Below are 15,877 nucleotides of genomic sequence, written 5' to 3'. Positions count from 1 at the left end.
AGGATCGGTTGTCGTCAGCCCCCGATCGCCATGGCGAAGATGTGCATGGTCGGCACGTTCGTCGCCGGCCGGGCACTGATGTTCGGCAGCACGACCGACGCGACCGCCTTGCTCTGCAACGCGACACCCACGTAGTAGATGCACGCGGCGGTGTTCTGGCGGGCGTTGTTGGGCCGGTTCTGGTAGGCGGACACGATCGCCGCGGTCCCTCCGGAGTGCGGCCCGCCGTACCAGTCGGGGCTGCTCAGCGTGAACGTCTGGCGGGTGCCGTCGGCGTAGACCACCGTGCCGGTCCCGGACACCGCGCCGTACGTGCCGGTCACCAGGAAGCCGAGCGTGCTGCCGGTGCCGGTGATGCCGATGGTCTGGCCGGAGGCGACGGCGTTGTCGGCGACCCCGGAGCTGACGTTGGGCCACCGGAAGTTGACCCCGTTGCGGCTGATCGTGCCGCCCGGGCTGGCGCCGGCCGCCGCCAGGGCCTGCGCCGAGAGCGACGCCCCACCACCGTCGATGTTTCCGACGTTGGTGTTGCTGTCGCTGGTGATGCCGACGTTGGTGAAGCTCTGCTCCAACGTCGGTGTGGTGGTGCCACCGGAACTGGTGACCCGGTAGGTGCGCCCGGCCTGCACGGTGACCTCGATCAGGTCCGACTCGATCCGGGTGACGCGGGCCGCCGTGCCGTCGGCGGTGTCGACCACCGTGACGGTGCCGGTCAGGATCCGGGAGCGCAGGCGGACGGTGCCGGCCCGGTCCGGTCGGACGAGGATCTCGGTGGCCAGACCGCTCGCCCAGGTGATGCCGACCGTGTGCCCACCCCGACCACGCAGGCCGGTCACCCGCCCGCTCGGCCAGGCCGGCGGCAGCGCGGGCAGGACGTGCAGCTCACCGGTGTGGCTCTGCAACAGCATCTCGGCGATGCCGGCGGTGGCACCGAAGTTGCCGTCGATCTGGAACGGCGGGTGCAGGTCGAACATGTTTGGCGCGAGTCGCGCGGTGGTGGCGAGGTAGCGGATCAGGTCGTGGGCCCGCTTGCCCTCCTCCATCCGCGCCCAGAAGTTGATTTTCCAGGCCAGCGACCAGCCCGTCCCGTCGTCGCCGCGCAGCGCCAGGGTCCGCCGGGCCGCCTCGAACAACTGCGGGGTGCCGCGCTTGGTGATCTGGTTGCTGGGCGCCAACCCGTACAGGTGCGAGATGTGCCGGTGGTACTGCTCGGTCTCCGTCCAGTCGTAGAGCCACTCCATGATGTTGCCGCGCGAGCCGACCTTCATCGGGGGGAGCCGGTCCCGGGTGGCCCGCACCTGGGCCCGGAAGGTGCTGTCCACGTCGAGGATCTCGCTGGCCCGGGCGACGCCGTCGAACAGGTCCCGCAGGATCTGGTTGTCCATCGTGGGGCCGGCGCACACGCTCGCGTTCGAGTGGTGGCTCAGCTCCGGCGAGTTCGACGGGTTGGTCACCAGGTAACCGAGGGTCGGTTCGGTCACCAGGGTGTTGAGGAAGAACTGCGCCGCGCCCTTCATGGCCGGGTAGTTCGTCCGCAGGAACTCGATGTCGCCGTTGAACAGGTAGTGGTCCCAGATCAACGTGGACAGCCAGGCGCCGCCGGTCTGCCACATCCCCCAGAACGCGCCGTCCACCACGGCGGTGGCCCGCCACGCGTCGGTGTTGTGGTGGGTGACCCAGCCACTGGCGGAGCCGTACTGCACCTGGGCGGTCCGCGCTCCGGCGACGGCGAGGTCTCGCACCATGTCGAAGACCGGGTTGTGGCACTCGGCCAGGTTCGTGGTGTTGGCCGGCCAGTAGTTCATCGGCAGGTTGGCGTTGATCGTGTACTTCGAGTCCCACGCCGGAGCCAGCGAGTCGTTCCAGATGCCCTGGAGGTTCGCCGGTTGGGTGCCGGGCCGCGAGGACGAGATCAGCAGGTAACGGCCGTACTGGAACAGCAGCGTGGAGAACTGCGGGTCGTTCACGCTGTTGTGCTGGGCGATGCGGACGTCCGTCGTCTGGTCGGCCGCCGACGTGCGGCCGAGGTCGAGAGTGACCCGGCCGAACAACGCCTGGTAGTCGGCGACGTGCCGGCTGCGCAACTGGTCGTAGCTGCTGGCCCGCGCGGCGGTGAGGCGCTGGCGGGCGATGCCCTGGTAGTCGCCGCCGACGTTGCGGTAGTTGACGTAGCTCGACCCGATGGAGATCAGCAGGACCACGCTGTTGGCGTTTGTCACCCGCAGGGTGCCGCCGGAACTGGACACGCTGCCGCCGCTGACGGTGGCGTTGGCCAGGGCGAGGAAACGCACCTGGCCGTTGACGCCCTCCATGTTCCCGGAGATGCCGTCCAGGCCGATCGTGCTGCCGTCCGGGCTGGACACCGAGGTGCGCTGCGGACTGTCGAACGTGCCGGTGAAGCTGATCGCACCGGTTCGGTCGGCGGTCAGTCGCACCGCGATGACCTGGTCCGGTGCGCTGGCGAACACCTCCCGCTGGTACCTGACACCGTTGAGCACGTACGACGTCGTGACGGTGGCGGTGGTCAGGTCGAGCGTCCGGTCGTACTGCGAGGCACCACTTGCGGAGCCGAAGGCGAGCCGGAGGTTGCCGACGGTCTGGTAGGCGAGCTGACCGCCGGGGTTGCCCATCATGGTCTGGTTGATCAGATCCTGGGCCTGGGTCCACTGGTTCGCGTTGACCAGCCGCCGGATCTCCGGCAACGCCGCCGCGCCCCGGGTGTTGCTGGGGTCGTGCGGGCCGCCGGCCCAGACGGTGTCCTCGTTGAGCTGGAGTCGCTCGGTGTCGACGTTGCCGAAGACCATGGCGCCGAGCCGGCCGTTGCCGATCGGCAGCGCCCGCAGCCAGTCGGTGCCGGCCCCCTCGTCGTACCAGAGGGCGAGGTCGCCTGCGGCCAACACCTGCGGGGGCGCCGCCGCGTCCGCCTTGGCCACGGCCGTCCAGGGCACCGGCAGGAGAGCGCCACCCGCGCCAGCTGCGCCGACCTTGAGGGCTTGCCGACGGGTCAGGTCTGACATCGATCCTCCAAACGGTGACCAGTCCGGCCACCCCGAAACGGGACAACTATGGGACTCGACATGGGGATCCGCTTGGTGGGGCCAACCGGGACCCTGCCTGAGCAGGCCGACGCCGGGCCTTGACGCGCCAGACATCTGATGTGTTTCGGGAAGGTTACTCCGGGCCCACAGAATAGGCAACGGTCGATCGATAGGTGCACGTCAGGCCCCTGTGGCCGGTCAGCGAGACGAACGGGCGGGTGAGCAGCGGCGGACCGAGGTGGCACGGCATCGCGATTCGGCAGATCGACGCCCACGGCCACCCACCCTGATCGACATACATCAGATGTACGGAGCGATCCGGATCGGAACACGTACGCCAGGCAGGGTGCCGACAGACGCTGGCACGGCACCGGTCCACCCTCCCGACGACAGAGGAGCCCCGACCGGCTGCTACACCGGTCGGGGCCCCTCGTCAATGGACACGATCAGTCGCAACCCACTGCCTGCGTCGTGCGGGGCCACGCCTCGACCCGCTGGGAATCCGGGTAGACCACGTACGCCAGGTCGTCGGAGTCGCTCGCCGCCAGCCACAATTGCTGCCCGTCCGGGCCGGTGTAGTCGGTGGTACGGGCGTCAGCCGGCAACTCGGCACGCGGGGCGTAGCTGGCGCGGACCTGCGCACCGAGCCGTCCCGAGGGGTCCCGGACGTACTGCCGGTTGGCCGCCGGGCCGGTCTGGCCCGGCAGTGGCCAGGCGATGTGCAGGAACGTCAGATCCTGCCAACCACAGTGCTCGGACCCCGCGTACGACTCAACGGCTTTGTCCTGGCCCGCGCCGTTGCTCCAGTAGTCGACCTCGGCGTCGCCCGATCCGCAGGCCGCGACGACGAGAGTGCCGACGATCAGCGCGCAGCGGACCGGCCGGCTGGAGCGGAAGCCGAACACCACTGACCTCTCCTTCGCGGTGAGCCGCCAAGTGCTGACCCGCACGACCCGCTACCTGTGGGCCAACCTATCAAGCTGGTTGACGGAGACGGCGATCTCATTTCCCGGCAACGCGTGCAGGCTGTTGTCCGCATCTACCAGATACTGCCCCTGCACCGGGTTCAGCAGCGACGCCGGTTGGTCGGGGTACGTCTCAAGGAAGAGCGTGTACTGACCATTGTCCAGCAGCGGCACACCGTGCTCCTCGGTGTAGGTGACCCCGTCCAGCTTGCCGCCCAGTTGCTTGACCTGCACGGTGTCACCCGGCTTGACGTCACCCTTGAAGACTCGGGAGACCGTGACAGTACGGACGGTGACGACCATCCCCTCGCGGCGCTCCGCGTCCACCGGCGCCGGTAGCGCCTGCCCCCGGGGTGCCGCCTGCACCAGGCGAACAACCTTCCTGTCGGACTCGACGCGCCCCTGAACGACGATGCTCGCCCGCTCGAAGAGCTGGTCGTCGCTGGTGTAGGACGGATAGTCGGCGCGGTAGAGGACGTTCTGCGGGGCGGCGGTGTCGGGCTGGTCAGTGGCGGCGGAACACGCAGCGGCTGCTGCCGCCATCAGCAGCGCGCCGGCGGCGCGGACGAGCAGATGCGGCCTCATTCGAAACTCCTGTCCAAGTCGATGAATCGTGGGTGCTGGTCCCGGTGCGCATCGCGGTCCGGCCTAGTAGTAGGCGTTGACGTCCGCCACGTCATGAGACTGCGGAGTGGTCATCGAGTTCCGATTGCGACTGTGATTCATGATCGACGCGGACAGGTCGTTGTGCGCGAGGTTCAACGCGTGCCCCAGCTCGTGCACCACGACACTCGTGACAAAATTGCTGAAGTTGCTGGCGTCCCGGTTGATCGTCCGCGAGTTGACGCGTACGTACATGCAACTGGAGCCGCACGCCTGGTAGTAGCCGTACCACGTGTCGCTGTAGTTGGTGACCGTCAGTGTGGAGCTGGCCAGGGTGTCCTTGTAGAAGTACGCCGGGCTGGCGGTCGCGTTCCAGTTGGACAGCGACCGGTCGAGCGGTGTCATCCACGTGCCGTTGTAGCTGTACGGGTAGATGCCGATGTACGCGATGAGTTGGCCCGTGCCGTTCCAGTGGGCGAGCGCCGGAGCCGGCACCGCCTGCACGGCGACGAGCGTTGCGGCTAGTGCCGTCGCGACTATTGACGAGCGTCTGGCGGAAGTTCGACGGAAAGGCACACGCGTCTCCTCATCGTGAGTTCCGAACCCGGATGGAGGCGCTTGAGCGTGCGAAACGGCACGCGTCCAACTCCCCCGTTGAGCCGACTTGTGGTCAGCATATCGACAGATTCACGACGGTCAATCTATTTCGCCTCGGGCCGCGACGGCACACGTCGTCCGGCGCGTCGCGTCCGCAATCGGGTTGTTCTCGGCCGACGCGCGGGTGACCATGGGCGGCATGGCGGAAGGGCGGCGGTGAGATCGCCTCTTCAGGGCGGACTACCGCCGGGCGGCGCGGTGGTGGTCGGGGCCGTCGTGGAGATCGCCTGCGACGAGTCGGGCTTCTCGGGTACGAACCTGCTGCACTCGACCGCCCCGGTGATCACGCACGCGAGCGTCGACCTCACCCTCGACGAGGCGGTCGCGCTCATCACCGCCCTGCGGTCCGGGTTCCGGATCGCACCGCACGAGCTCAAGGCCGGGCGCTTCCTGCGCGGCTCAGGCGCGGAGAAGACACTGGAGTGGCTCCTGGCGGCGCTTGCCGGCCGCGCACACGTCCACCTCATCGACAAGGAGTTCTTCCTCGTCACCCGGATCGTGGAGTTCCTGCTGACCGAGCCGTCGTACGCGGCGGGGACCCGCCTGGCTCGCGAGCACCATCCGGCCGCTCTCGCCCTGCACGAGGCCGGTCGCGCGAACCGGAACGACTGGGACACCTTCCTGTCGGCGTTCGTCGACCTGGTGCGGATGAAGCGGCGGCTTCCGGTCGAGCAGACGGTGCAACGGTTCTTCGAGGCCCGGGACGCGCTGCGGCGACACGGCCTCGGCACGGTGGCCGACGCCGCCCTCGACGGGCTCAGCCCGAGCCACGTGCGGGCCGTGGTGGCCAGACTCGACAGCGACGACCGCACGGTCCCTCCCCCGCTGGAACCACTACTGCCGGCGCTGGCGGAGACGGTGCTGTCCTGGAGCGGCGGCTGGCGGCAGGTGCTGGTGACCCACGACGAGCAGAGCGCGCTGACGGCCGACCGGCTGATCCGCCTCCAGCGGGCGTTGACCGACAACGGCGACGCCTCCGCGACCGGCGACGACCGGGCCGGCGCGCTGCCGAACGGGGTGTCACCCCTGGCCGGGCTGGTGATGGTCGACTCCCGCGACGATCCACGGGTGCAGGTCGCGGATCTCCTCGCGGGAGTGGCCCGGCGGATGCCCGACATCATCGGCGACGCGTTCCGTCAACCGCCTGCCGTTCCCCCGACACCGGCTAGCCGGTCGTAGTCTCGTCGAATGCAGGACACCCAGACGCACACCCTGGTCATCCCCGGCGTCGAGCTGGTCTACGACGTCCGCGGCCCGCTACCACCCGTCGGCGCCCACCGTGCGCTGCTCATGATCGGCCAGCCGATGGCGGCGGAGGGCTTCAGCGCGCTCGCCCCGCTCTTCACGGACCGCACCGTCCTCACCTACGACCCGCGTGGTCTGGGCCGCAGCGTCCGCACGGACGGTCGGTCCGACCACACGCCGCAGCAGCAGGCCGCCGACCTGCACACGCTCATCGAGGCGCTCGACGTCGGTCCGGTCGACCTGTTCGCCAGCAGCGGCGGTGCGGTCACCGCCCTCGAACTGGTCGCCACCCACCCCGGTGACGTCGCCACCCTGGTGGCGCACGAGCCGCCGATCAACGCCGTGCTCCCCGACGCCACCGCCGCCGAACGTGCCCGGGCCGGCTTCTACGAGGCGTACCAGGCGAAGGGCTCGGGTGCGGGGATGGCCGCGTTCATCGCGATGACGTCCTGGCAGGGCGAGTTCACCGATGCCTACTTCGCCCAGCCAAGCCCGGACCCGGCGATGTTCGGCATTCCCGCCGACGACGACGGCAGCCGCGACGACCCGCTGCTGTCGAAGAACTCGTGGGCGGTCACCGACTACCGCCCCGATCCGGCTGTGCTCACCGCCGCGCCCACCCGCATCGTCGTCGCGGTCGGCGAGGAGTCGGCCGGCACGTACACCGCCCGCACCGCACTGGGCCTCGCGGCGCTGCTCGGCCAGGAGGCCGTGGTGTTCCCGAGCCACCACGGCGGGTTCCTCGGCGGTGAGTTCGGCTACGCGGGCAAGCCCGAGGAGTTCGCCGCGCGGCTGCGGGAGGTGCTGGACGCCGGCTGACGTCCGCTCAACCGGTGGTGTCGGAGTAGACCTCGACGTCGTAGAGCAGCTGCACGTCGCGGCGACCGTTGGTGATGCCGACGAAGACCGGATCACCGGCCGGGGTGTGACCCTGGCGCCACACCCGGTCCCGGGCCGCCTCCCGAGACTCGTGATGGGACTTGCCGTTCTGGTGCAGTTGCAGCACGCGACGGGCGGTGCTCGGATCGGTGTCGAGGTGGATGCGCAGGAGCGGCATGCCCGGGACCTCCTTACTGGACGCCGGATCTCGTGCAGGTTGACCGACCAGCCGTATCGTGGGACGCGGAGACGGCGATCCGCCGTCTTCGATCAAACACCAAGCGCGGCGGTCGAGGAGGGTATTTATGACTGGTCTGACGACCGTTGGCGCCACCGTGGGCGTCCTGCTCGTCGGTCTCGTGATCCTGCTCCGCAAGCCGTCCGACACCCGGTCGGTGCTCAGGTGGTCGGCCCTGGCGATCACCGTGCTGGTGGCCGCCGCGCTGACGCCCTTCACCGTGGACGACTCCGGCGCCGCGGCCGGCTACCTGCTCGGCGTTCCCGTCGTCGCCGCGTCGCTGCCCGTTCTCGCGCAGCGGGCCGGTCGGCTGACCCTGGTCGCCGACCTGCTGGCCGCCCTCGTCCTCACCGGCTGGGGCCTGCTGCTCGGGCTGGGCATCGGTGTCGCCTTCCTGCCGGCGGTGATACTCCTGATCGCCAGTGCCGCGGGCACCGGGGCGCCGCGACCGTCGACCACCTGAACCGTCGACCCTCAGCCGTCCGGGGTGAACAGCCCCTGGACGCCGACGACGATCGCGATGAGGCCGAAGATCGCGAGCAGCAGCCGGACGCCGGTGGCAGCGTCCGGCCGCTCGTCACGCGGCGTCGGGCGACCGGTCAGCCGGCCCCACAGCAGGGCGAGACCCACGCCGATCCCCACCACCTCGAAGTGGAACACCCGAGGACCGGAGATCAGGTGGACGATCAGGTAGTAGCCGCCGGTCACCAACGCCACGAGGCCGACCACCCACGCGATCGGGGCGGCCCGACCGGCGAGGCGACCCAGGTCGTCGCCGACCCGCGGCAGGAGCCGCAGCACCGAGACCGCGAGCAGGAAACCGCCGACGATATTGGCGAGGTCGAGCAGCAGAGCCATGATCACGAGGAGTCTCCGTCGATCGATTGATCAGCCGGTGGGAGCGTACCCACGGACCCGGTCGGTTGAAACGGTCCGGACGGCACACTCCCGGCAGCCCCTGCTGCGGCACGGATGGCCCGGCGGGTCAGGTGGCCAGTGCGGTGGCGAGTCGACGCGCTTCGGTCACCAACCGACTCGTGCCGCCGCGTGCCACCACGTCCGCCAGCCCCGGCACCTCGATGCGCACGCCGGTGGCCAGGGCCGTCTCGGCGCCCAGCGCCAGCAGGTCAGGTGTGCCGCGAGGCGGGTTCGGCGCGGCCAGCATCGGTGGCAGCGCGGCGGCGAGCAACCGCCAGACGGTCAGCGGGGCACCGGCGGCGATCGCGTCGCGCAGTGGGGTGACCACCCGGGTCGGCGTCACCTGCCCGTCGGCCGCCAGTGCGCCCAACTGGCCGCCGACGCCCGGCGGGTCGAGGTCACCCGCGGCCGCCAACATCAGCAGCGCGTCGAGGGTGGCCACCCGGTCCACCTCGTGCCGGGCGCACAGCCCGTACGCCAGCGCGAGGTCGAGCGCCGGGCCGCCCGCGCCGGCGCACTCGGCCACTGCCGGCATGATCGTGGCGGCGTCCCTGGCGTTCTCCTGCGCCGTGCTCGCGAACTCGGACAACAGGTGGGCGGCGACCAACCCCCGGTGCCCAGGCAGCAGCGCCGGCCACAGGTTGCTCGAGTCGCCCAGCCCTCGCCCGATCGGATGCGCCGGCACGGTGAGCAGCCCGAGCGGGTCCGCCACACCCTCGGGAGGGGTACCGGTGACGAGGGTGCGCCGAGCAGGTAGCTCCTCGTAGGCGAAGTCGTACGTGTGCTTGCGCGCGCGCCGACCGACGGTGACCACCTGCTGGACCGTTGCCGGTAGGGCGTCGCCGCGCAGCCAGCGAGCCAGTTCGTCACCGGCCATGCTGCCCAGGGTGGCGGCGCGGTCGGCAAGCGCCTCGTCCACACCGACGGGCAGGCGCAGCAGGGCCTGGGTCAGGTCCCAGCGCCACACCGGACGGTCGCCGAGCGCAGCAAGCCTTTCGTAGAGCGCGGTCGGGTCGAGGGCACCGGTGGCGCCTGTCGGAGCGGCCAGCAACCCCGGGTCGTCCCGGCCGTCGAGGCGTTGCCCGATCTCCGCGAGCCGGCCGCAGTAGATGAGCGTGAGAGCGGACTGGTGCGGCGGTTTGACGGCCGACCGGCCCCGGAACGGTCGCAACGTGCGGGTCAGTAGCTGGCTGAGGATGCTCGACCACTGGTCGCGGCGGCTGGCCGCCTCGGGCTGCGCGGCGGCGGCCAGCAGGACGCCGTTCAGTTGGACCGACACGTCGAACTGCGACCACGAATGGTCCCAGGCACCGACCTCGCCCCGTCGCAGCACCGGCAGCAGGGCGGCAGCCAGCCGGGCCCGGTCGGTGGTGGCCAACCGGACCAGCCCGTCGAGGACCCGCTCCAGGGTTGCCGGGGGCCGGCGCGGGGTGAGGAGCCCGAAGACCTCCTCGACCAGCTCGTCCACCTCGGTGATCGGCGGCGCCGCGGGCGCGGGCGACACCGGCGGGGGCAGCTCGTCGCCGGCCGCCGCCACGGTGACCGTGGCGACCGGCCGGTGACCGTGGCGCTGCGCCAACGCCGCCGCGCGGTCGCGCAGGTCGGCGGCCGGGTGTCCGGTGCCGGTCGCGAGGACCTCGGCGATGCGGGCCCGGTGCTCGGGGCGTCGCCGGGCCAGCCGGTCCAACCAGGACAACTGCGCTCGCACCAGCGCCTTCTCCGGCCGACCCAACACCACCCGGGCGGTGTCCAGCAGCGCGTCGACGTCCACCTGGCTGTCCGCGTCGCGCAGCGCCCGCTGGGCGGCGCCCGCCACCGGCCCGGGCCCGTCGGCGAGCAACCGCAGGTACCCGTCCACCCGCGTGGCCACCTCGTCCGGGCCGGGTCGTAGCTCTTCGTGCAGGGCGAGGAACGGACGCAGCGCGCCAGGTCGGTCGCCGCGCAGCAACCGGCCGAGAACCCCGTCCAGGAGTACGGCCCGGTCGAGTCGCCCCTCCCTCGCCAGTGCGGCCAACGCCGCGGGCACCGGCTGCCCGGCGCCGCTGAACCCCAGGTCGATGCCGATCCCGTCGACCTCGAACAGGCGCGGCAGCAGCACGTCCAGGAACGGGTCGGCGCGTAGCTCGTCGAGCACCGGCGACCGACGGGGCCCGTCGGACGACCGCTGCCACCACAGCGACTGCGCCCAGCCGGCGACGAACGCGTCCCCGGTCGGCGGCGGCACCTTCTCCGCGAGCAGGAGCGCGGCGACGAAGTGCCAACCATCCCAGGGGCGGCGGCGGGACAGCCGCTCGGCCAGCCGGTACGCCACGTCGGCGAGCCAGGGCACGCCCCGCTGCCGCGCCGCGGCGACCACCGGCTCGGGGTCGGTGTCCGTCAAGAGGATCGACCCCCGGCCAAGCAGGGCGGCGACCTTCGTCGCGGTGCTCAGTGTGCCCACGGCGGCCACCGCGAGCGCGGTCGCTGGGCGGCCGTACAGGATGTCGTCCAGCCCTCGGACGTAGACGACCAGCTCGTCCCCGAGCGCTCGTCGTGCCGGATCGTCGAGGGCGTGCAGTGCCGACCCGACGGTCGTCACCTCACCGCGCTCCAGTGCCTCGAGGAAGTCCATCACGTTGTCACCTGGGCGACCATGGACACCGCGAGGGCGTGCCGGCACGGCCCGCGCTGGCCCCGGTACTTTCCCCACCAACGGCAGGTGCAGGTGAGGTTGCCGTCCGGGAGCCGGCGGACCCGGTACTCGTCGTCGCCGCTGCGTACCGTGGCATGATCGCCGTCCCGGCGGACCGCGCCCTGCTCGACGAGCGTGCGGGCACCGACCAGCCGGGGGTTGTCCCGCTCGGCCCGGCCGGCGTCGTGCGGCATCACCCGGTGGAAGTACCCGGCGTCGGCGACGTCGTAGCCGACCCGCCCGGCGGTGCCGAGCTGGGCCAGGGCGGCGCGGACCCGGTCGTCGGACAGGCCGGCGGCGTCGGCGAGTGCGGCGACGTCGATCGTCGGGTCCCAGGAGAGCAGGGCGCCGACCAGCTCCGCGTCGTCGATCACCTCGTCGCCGGCGAGCGCGAGCAACGCCGCCCCCTCGCCGGAGAAGCCCCGGTACGGCTCGGGCGACAGGGTCAGCGACAACCGCAGCGAGCCGGTGTCCAGCTCCCACGTGCTCGGCACCGCCGGCGAGCCGGCGCGCACCGCCGGGCCGTACACCCGCAGGGTGCGGGCGTGCCGGAGCAGCCCGCGCAGCGCGGCGAGCCGCCCCGCGCCGGCCAGACAGACCGCCCCCGGCGTCGGGCGGGAGGTCAGCCGGAGGGTACGCCCGGCCGGCACCGCCCAGAGCACCGAGCGGTCGCTGGCCCCGGGCAGCCGGCGCAGGAACGCCGTGGCCTCCGCCGCGGGGATCTCGGCACGCGGCTCGAAGCCGGCGGTGAGCACGTGGACCTCGGCGAAACCGCGCATCCACCGTGCCGGCAGCGGGACCTTCCGTTCCACCACCGCTCCCTCCATGGTGGAGACGGTGAGATCGTCCGGGCCGACGGCCAGGTGCAGCGGGTCGATCCCGCCCACCCGGGCGAGGGCCTCGCGCAGCGGCGGGTTGACGTCGACGTTCGTGGTGCCGTGCCCGGCGATCTCACCATCGAAGCCGGCCGGGACCACGTCCATCCGGGCGTACACCCCGCAGCAGCCGGAGAAGGACTCGAATCGCAGCCGCTCCCGGCTGCCGGTCACCACCGGATCGAGGCTCGCCGGGCTGACCGGCTGGTGGTAACGGGTGCGGGCCACCTCGGCCACGGCGAGCAGCCCGGCCGCCGCGGCCGCCGGGGTGGTGAGGAACCCGGAGAAGAAGCGCGGGTTGGCCGCCGGGCCGCCGCTGGTCTGAAGGTCGAGACCGTCGGCACGCAGAGCGGACGGCGCAAGGTATCGGTACGTCTGGACGGCGTTCACCGGCACACCGTAGAGCGGACGACCGACATCCGTGTCGGTCTCAGTCGATGGCGCTGGTCATCCGGTGTACCGCCTCGGTGACGAGCCCCGGTGCGGTGCCCAGGTTCAGTCGGACGTGCCCGGCACCGCCGGTGCCGAACGCCAGGCCGGAGTTGAGGGCCACCCGGCCACGGTCGAGGAACACGGAGGCGGGGTCACCGCCGAGGCCCAGGGCGCGGCAGTCCAGCCAGGCCAGACAGGTGGCCGGACCGGGTTGGTAGCGGATGGCCGGTAGGTGTTCGGCGAGCAGCGCGGCGAGGAGCCGCCGGTTGTCGTCGAGGCCGGTCACGAGGGCGTCGAGCCACTCGCCGCCGTCGCGGAACGCGGCGGTGTGGGCGATCACGCCGAGGTGGCTGGTGCCGATGCTGACCCCGTCCGGGACACGGGCGAGGTCCCCGGCCGCGGCGGGACCCGCGACGAGGAGCCCACCGCGCAGGCCGGCCAGGTTCCACCCCTTGGAGGCGGACATCAGCGACAGGCCGTTCTCCGTGCCGGGCACCGAGAGGTACGGCACGAAGCCCGCATCCCTGGCCACCACCGGCGCGTGGATCTCGTCGGCGACCACCCGTACCCCGTGCTGCCGGGCCAGTGCGGCGACGTCGGACAGCTCGGCCGCGCTGTGCACCACGCCGGTCGGGTTGTGCGGGCTGCACAGCAGGTACGCCGCCGACCGGCCGTCGGCGCGAGCCCGCTGGAACGCGTCCTCGAGCGTGCCGAGGTCGATGCGGAGGTCCGCGCCGAGCGGCGCCTCAACGATCCGGCGGTCGGCGTGCGCCAGGGTCTCGTAGAACGGCGGGTAGACCGGGCAGTTGACGACCACCGCGTCCCCCGGCTCGGTGACCAGGCGCAGCGCCTCGACGACGCCGTGCATGACGTCGGGCACCAGCGCGGTGCGCTCCACGGCCAGCCCGTCCCAACCCCACCGCCGCCGGGCGAACTCGGCCAACGCCTCCGGGTACGCCGTGCCGGCGGGGTAACCGGTGTCGCCGCGCTCGACGGCGTCGGTGATCGCCCGCGCGACCGGCTCGGCCAGCGGCACGTCCATCTCCGCCACCCAGAGCGGCAGGACGTCGTCGGGGTGCTCCCGCCACTTGAGGCTCGTCCGTTGCCGGAGTTGGTCGAGCGTGAGTTGTCCGAGAGGATTCGTCGAGACCTGGGCACCACCGCGCACGCCACTCATCGTCCGAGCCTATTGCGCGCCGTCGCGGTCCGCCGTCCCGGACACCTCCGGTCCATCCACTGTGACAGGCCGAAAATGTTCCGGGACATTCTTTCGGCATTGACCAGCGCCTTTGTCAGTTGTTCCGGAAACAGCGCCGAAAGACCGCTGTGAGTCGCCAGTTCGTCACCTAGGCTGCCGGATACCCACACCGACGGCCCGCCCTCACGCCGTGCGCACCACCGACCTCGCACGCCGGCCATCGCCACCCTCGACGCCGATTGGAGTATTCGATGACCTGGCGTCCCACAATTGCCGTCCTGGCCGGCCTGTGCCTCGCGGTCAGCGCCGCCACACCACCCGCCGGTGCCGCCCCGAATGCGGCGCACGTCAGCGGCCGCGCCGCGTTCGCCGGTCCGCCCGGCGCCCCGCCCGGGGTCTGCCCGACCGGGGTCGGTTACGGGCAACCGCTGCCGGCCAGCACCGTGACGGCCCCGCGCATCCAGGGCGGGTTCACCTTCCTCGAAGGGCCGGTCTGGGTCGCCAACGGCGGCTACCTGCTCTTCTCCGACATGACCGCCGGCACCGGGCCGTACAACGTCCAGCCGTCGACGATCCGCCGGTTCACCCCTCCGGCGACCTTCGACACGTTCATCACCAACGCCGGCAGCAACGGCCTGGCACTGAGTGCCGACGCGCAGCAGCTCGTCGCGGCCACCCACGACCAGCGGAGCGTGTCCGCGTACCGACTCAGCGACCGGGCGCGCAGCACCGTCGCGGCCAACTACCAGGGCCGGGCGTTCAACTCGCCGAACGACGTGGCGGTCCGCTCGGACGGCGTCGTCTACTTCACCGACCCGAACTTCCAGCGCGGCAACCGCCAGGACCAGATGAACGGACGGACAAGCGTCTTCCGCGTCGCCAACGGGCAGGTGTCGCTCGTCGACGACCAGTTGCGCCAACCCAACGGCATCTCGCTCTCACCTGACGGAACGGCGCTGTACGTGGGCGCCTACTCCGAAAACAAGATCTACAGGTACGCGGTCCAGCCCGACGGCAGCATCGGCGCCCGCAGCGTCTTCGTGAACTACATCGCCGGCCCGGACGGCGGCACGATCGACTGCGCCGGCAACGTCTACTGGACCTCGGGCGGAGACTCCCTGGTCCACGTCTACTCCCCCACCGGCACCCAGCTCGGCACGATCCGGTCCGGCAACTCCGGCACGACGAACGTGGCGTTCGGCGGGCCCGACCGGCAGACCCTCTTCGTCACCTCGGGTCGATGGGGTGACTCCGGGCTCTACAGCGTGCGACTCAACGTCCCCGGCTACCCGTACTGACCGACGGCCAGATGGCGCGCCGCCTCCGTCGCAGCCCGACGTGGCGGCGCGCTATCGCGTGGTCGCGGCGACGAACACCACCGCCCCGACCACCACCAGCACCGCCGCCAGGAAGGTCTGCCGGCGGGCCCGACGCAACGCCTCCCGGACCTGCCAGGCGTGCGCGGTGGCGAGCAGCCAGCGCAGGTACGGATCGGTCCGGGCGATGTTGCGACGCGCGGTGGCGAGCCCTTCGCGGAGTGCCACGCGCTCCTGCGGCGGGGCCGTCGGTAGCCGGCCGGTGATCTCCGCGGCGATCCGGCGATGCCGCAGCAGGCCGTCGACGTCGACGGCGTACCCGCCGTAGTGGTACCACGACTCGGCCGCCAGCCGCTCACGCAGGCCGCGCAACTCCGGCCCGGCGAGCGACGCCGGCGTGGTCATCGGCGGGACGAGCACTTCGCTGGTCCGCCAGATCGCCCACGCCACGCCGACGAGCGTCACCAGCAGACCGCCGCCCGCCCACAGCGCGTGCACCCAGTCGGTGACCTTGACGGCGGCGATCAGCGGACCACCGCCGAGCAGCAGCGCGCCCACCGCGCCGGCCGAAGAGATGATCCACCGTGCTGCGGCCCGACTGTCCGCGACCGAGTCCAACGGGGACGGCAGCGCGTCGCTCGTCGGCGACTCCCCGGTCATCGGCTGTCGTCGCGGAAGACGACGCCGAGCGGGCCGTTGTCGTCGTCGGGCAGGTCGGTGTACGGCACCCAGCGCTGGCCGTCGAAGAACTCCAGCTCACCGCTGTCGTTGACCCGCACCGTGTCGACAGGCGCGGGCTCCTCAGGATTGTCAGCCATGGATACAGTATCGGCCAGTCCGGC

The 15,877-nt window shown here is 71.6% G+C and carries 15 protein-coding genes; 4 read left to right on the top strand and 11 right to left on the bottom strand.

Going from position 1 to position 15,877, the window contains the following annotated elements; genetic code table 11:
* Positions 1-14: 14 nt before the first annotated feature.
* The 4 genes from AB0C15_RS21970 to AB0C15_RS21955 form a co-directional block, all read right to left on the bottom strand.
* Positions 15-3,017: a glycoside hydrolase family 95 protein gene (locus AB0C15_RS21970; protein WP_357354695.1), complete on the bottom strand. Its 3,003-nt coding sequence runs from the start codon at positions 3,015-3,017 to the stop codon at positions 15-17.
* A 467-nt stretch (positions 3,018-3,484) separates the two neighbouring features.
* Positions 3,485-3,988: a hypothetical protein gene (locus AB0C15_RS21965; protein ID WP_357354693.1), complete on the bottom strand. Its 504-nt coding sequence runs from the start codon at positions 3,986-3,988 to the stop codon at positions 3,485-3,487.
* A 6-nt stretch (positions 3,989-3,994) separates the two neighbouring features.
* Positions 3,995-4,588, bottom strand: a complete 594-nt coding sequence (locus tag AB0C15_RS21960; protein WP_357354691.1) for a hypothetical protein — start codon at positions 4,586-4,588, stop codon at positions 3,995-3,997.
* 63 nt (positions 4,589-4,651) lie between these two features.
* On the bottom strand, positions 4,652-5,110 hold the full coding sequence (locus AB0C15_RS21955) for a matrixin family metalloprotease (protein ID WP_357354689.1): 459 nt from the start codon (positions 5,108-5,110) through the stop codon (positions 4,652-4,654).
* A gap of 309 nt (positions 5,111-5,419) precedes the next feature.
* Between AB0C15_RS21955 and AB0C15_RS21950 the strand changes: the two genes are divergently transcribed.
* Together AB0C15_RS21950 and AB0C15_RS21945 are read left to right on the top strand one after the other, a co-directional pair.
* Positions 5,420-6,442 carry a hypothetical protein gene (locus AB0C15_RS21950; protein ID WP_357354687.1) on the top strand — a complete coding sequence of 341 codons (1,023 nt, stop codon included), beginning with the start codon at positions 5,420-5,422 and terminating at the stop codon, positions 6,440-6,442.
* 9 nt (positions 6,443-6,451) lie between these two features.
* Positions 6,452-7,327, top strand: coding sequence for an alpha/beta hydrolase (locus AB0C15_RS21945; RefSeq protein ID WP_357354685.1), 876 nt, complete (start codon positions 6,452-6,454; stop codon positions 7,325-7,327).
* A gap of 7 nt (positions 7,328-7,334) precedes the next feature.
* Here AB0C15_RS21945 and AB0C15_RS21940 read toward each other — a convergent pair whose 3' ends face one another.
* Positions 7,335-7,565, bottom strand: coding sequence for a hypothetical protein (locus tag AB0C15_RS21940; RefSeq protein ID WP_357354683.1), 231 nt, complete (start codon positions 7,563-7,565; stop codon positions 7,335-7,337).
* Between the two features lie 127 nt (positions 7,566-7,692).
* Here AB0C15_RS21940 and AB0C15_RS21935 point away from each other — a divergent pair, with 127 nt between their 5' ends.
* Positions 7,693-8,088: a hypothetical protein gene (locus AB0C15_RS21935; protein ID WP_357354681.1), complete on the top strand. Its 396-nt coding sequence runs from the start codon at positions 7,693-7,695 to the stop codon at positions 8,086-8,088.
* Positions 8,089-8,099: 11 nt separating this feature from the next.
* Here the strand turns inward: AB0C15_RS21935 and AB0C15_RS21930 are convergent, their stop codons facing one another.
* The 4 genes from AB0C15_RS21930 to AB0C15_RS21915 all read right to left on the bottom strand — a co-directional run bounded on the left by AB0C15_RS21930 (position 8,100) and on the right by AB0C15_RS21915 (position 13,698).
* Positions 8,100-8,483, bottom strand: coding sequence for a hypothetical protein (locus tag AB0C15_RS21930; RefSeq protein ID WP_357354734.1), 384 nt, complete (start codon positions 8,481-8,483; stop codon positions 8,100-8,102).
* Between the two features lie 127 nt (positions 8,484-8,610).
* Positions 8,611-11,154, bottom strand: a complete 2,544-nt coding sequence (locus AB0C15_RS21925) for a DUF6493 family protein (protein ID WP_357354680.1) — start codon at positions 11,152-11,154, stop codon at positions 8,611-8,613.
* Positions 11,154-12,479: an SWIM zinc finger family protein gene (locus tag AB0C15_RS21920; protein WP_357354678.1), complete on the bottom strand. Its 1,326-nt coding sequence runs from the start codon at positions 12,477-12,479 to the stop codon at positions 11,154-11,156. Before AB0C15_RS21920 ends, AB0C15_RS21925 begins: the two co-directional genes overlap by 1 nt.
* Positions 12,480-12,519: 40 nt before the next feature.
* The gene (locus AB0C15_RS21915; protein ID WP_357354676.1) at positions 12,520-13,698 is read right to left on the bottom strand and encodes an aminotransferase class I/II-fold pyridoxal phosphate-dependent enzyme; all 1,179 of its coding nucleotides are present in this window, start codon (positions 13,696-13,698) and stop codon (positions 12,520-12,522) included.
* Positions 13,699-13,970: 272 nt separating this feature from the next.
* Between AB0C15_RS21915 and AB0C15_RS21910 the strand changes: the two genes are divergently transcribed.
* Positions 13,971-15,017, top strand: a complete 1,047-nt coding sequence (locus tag AB0C15_RS21910; RefSeq protein ID WP_357354675.1) for an SMP-30/gluconolactonase/LRE family protein — start codon at positions 13,971-13,973, stop codon at positions 15,015-15,017.
* Between the two features lie 51 nt (positions 15,018-15,068).
* Here the strand turns inward: AB0C15_RS21910 and AB0C15_RS21905 are convergent, their stop codons facing one another.
* Entirely contained in the window at positions 15,069-15,695 is a 627-nt protein-coding gene (locus tag AB0C15_RS21905; protein ID WP_357354673.1) for a hypothetical protein, read from the bottom strand.
* Positions 15,692-15,853: a hypothetical protein gene (locus AB0C15_RS21900; RefSeq protein WP_357354672.1), complete on the bottom strand. Its 162-nt coding sequence runs from the start codon at positions 15,851-15,853 to the stop codon at positions 15,692-15,694. Before AB0C15_RS21900 ends, AB0C15_RS21905 begins: the two co-directional genes overlap by 4 nt.
* Positions 15,854-15,877: the final 24 nt, after the last annotated feature.

Source organism: Micromonospora sp. NPDC048835 (assembly GCF_040649995.1).
In the GTDB taxonomy this organism is placed as follows: domain Bacteria; phylum Actinomycetota; class Actinomycetes; order Mycobacteriales; family Micromonosporaceae; genus Micromonospora.
This window is presented reverse-complemented; position numbering and strand designations above follow the sequence as displayed.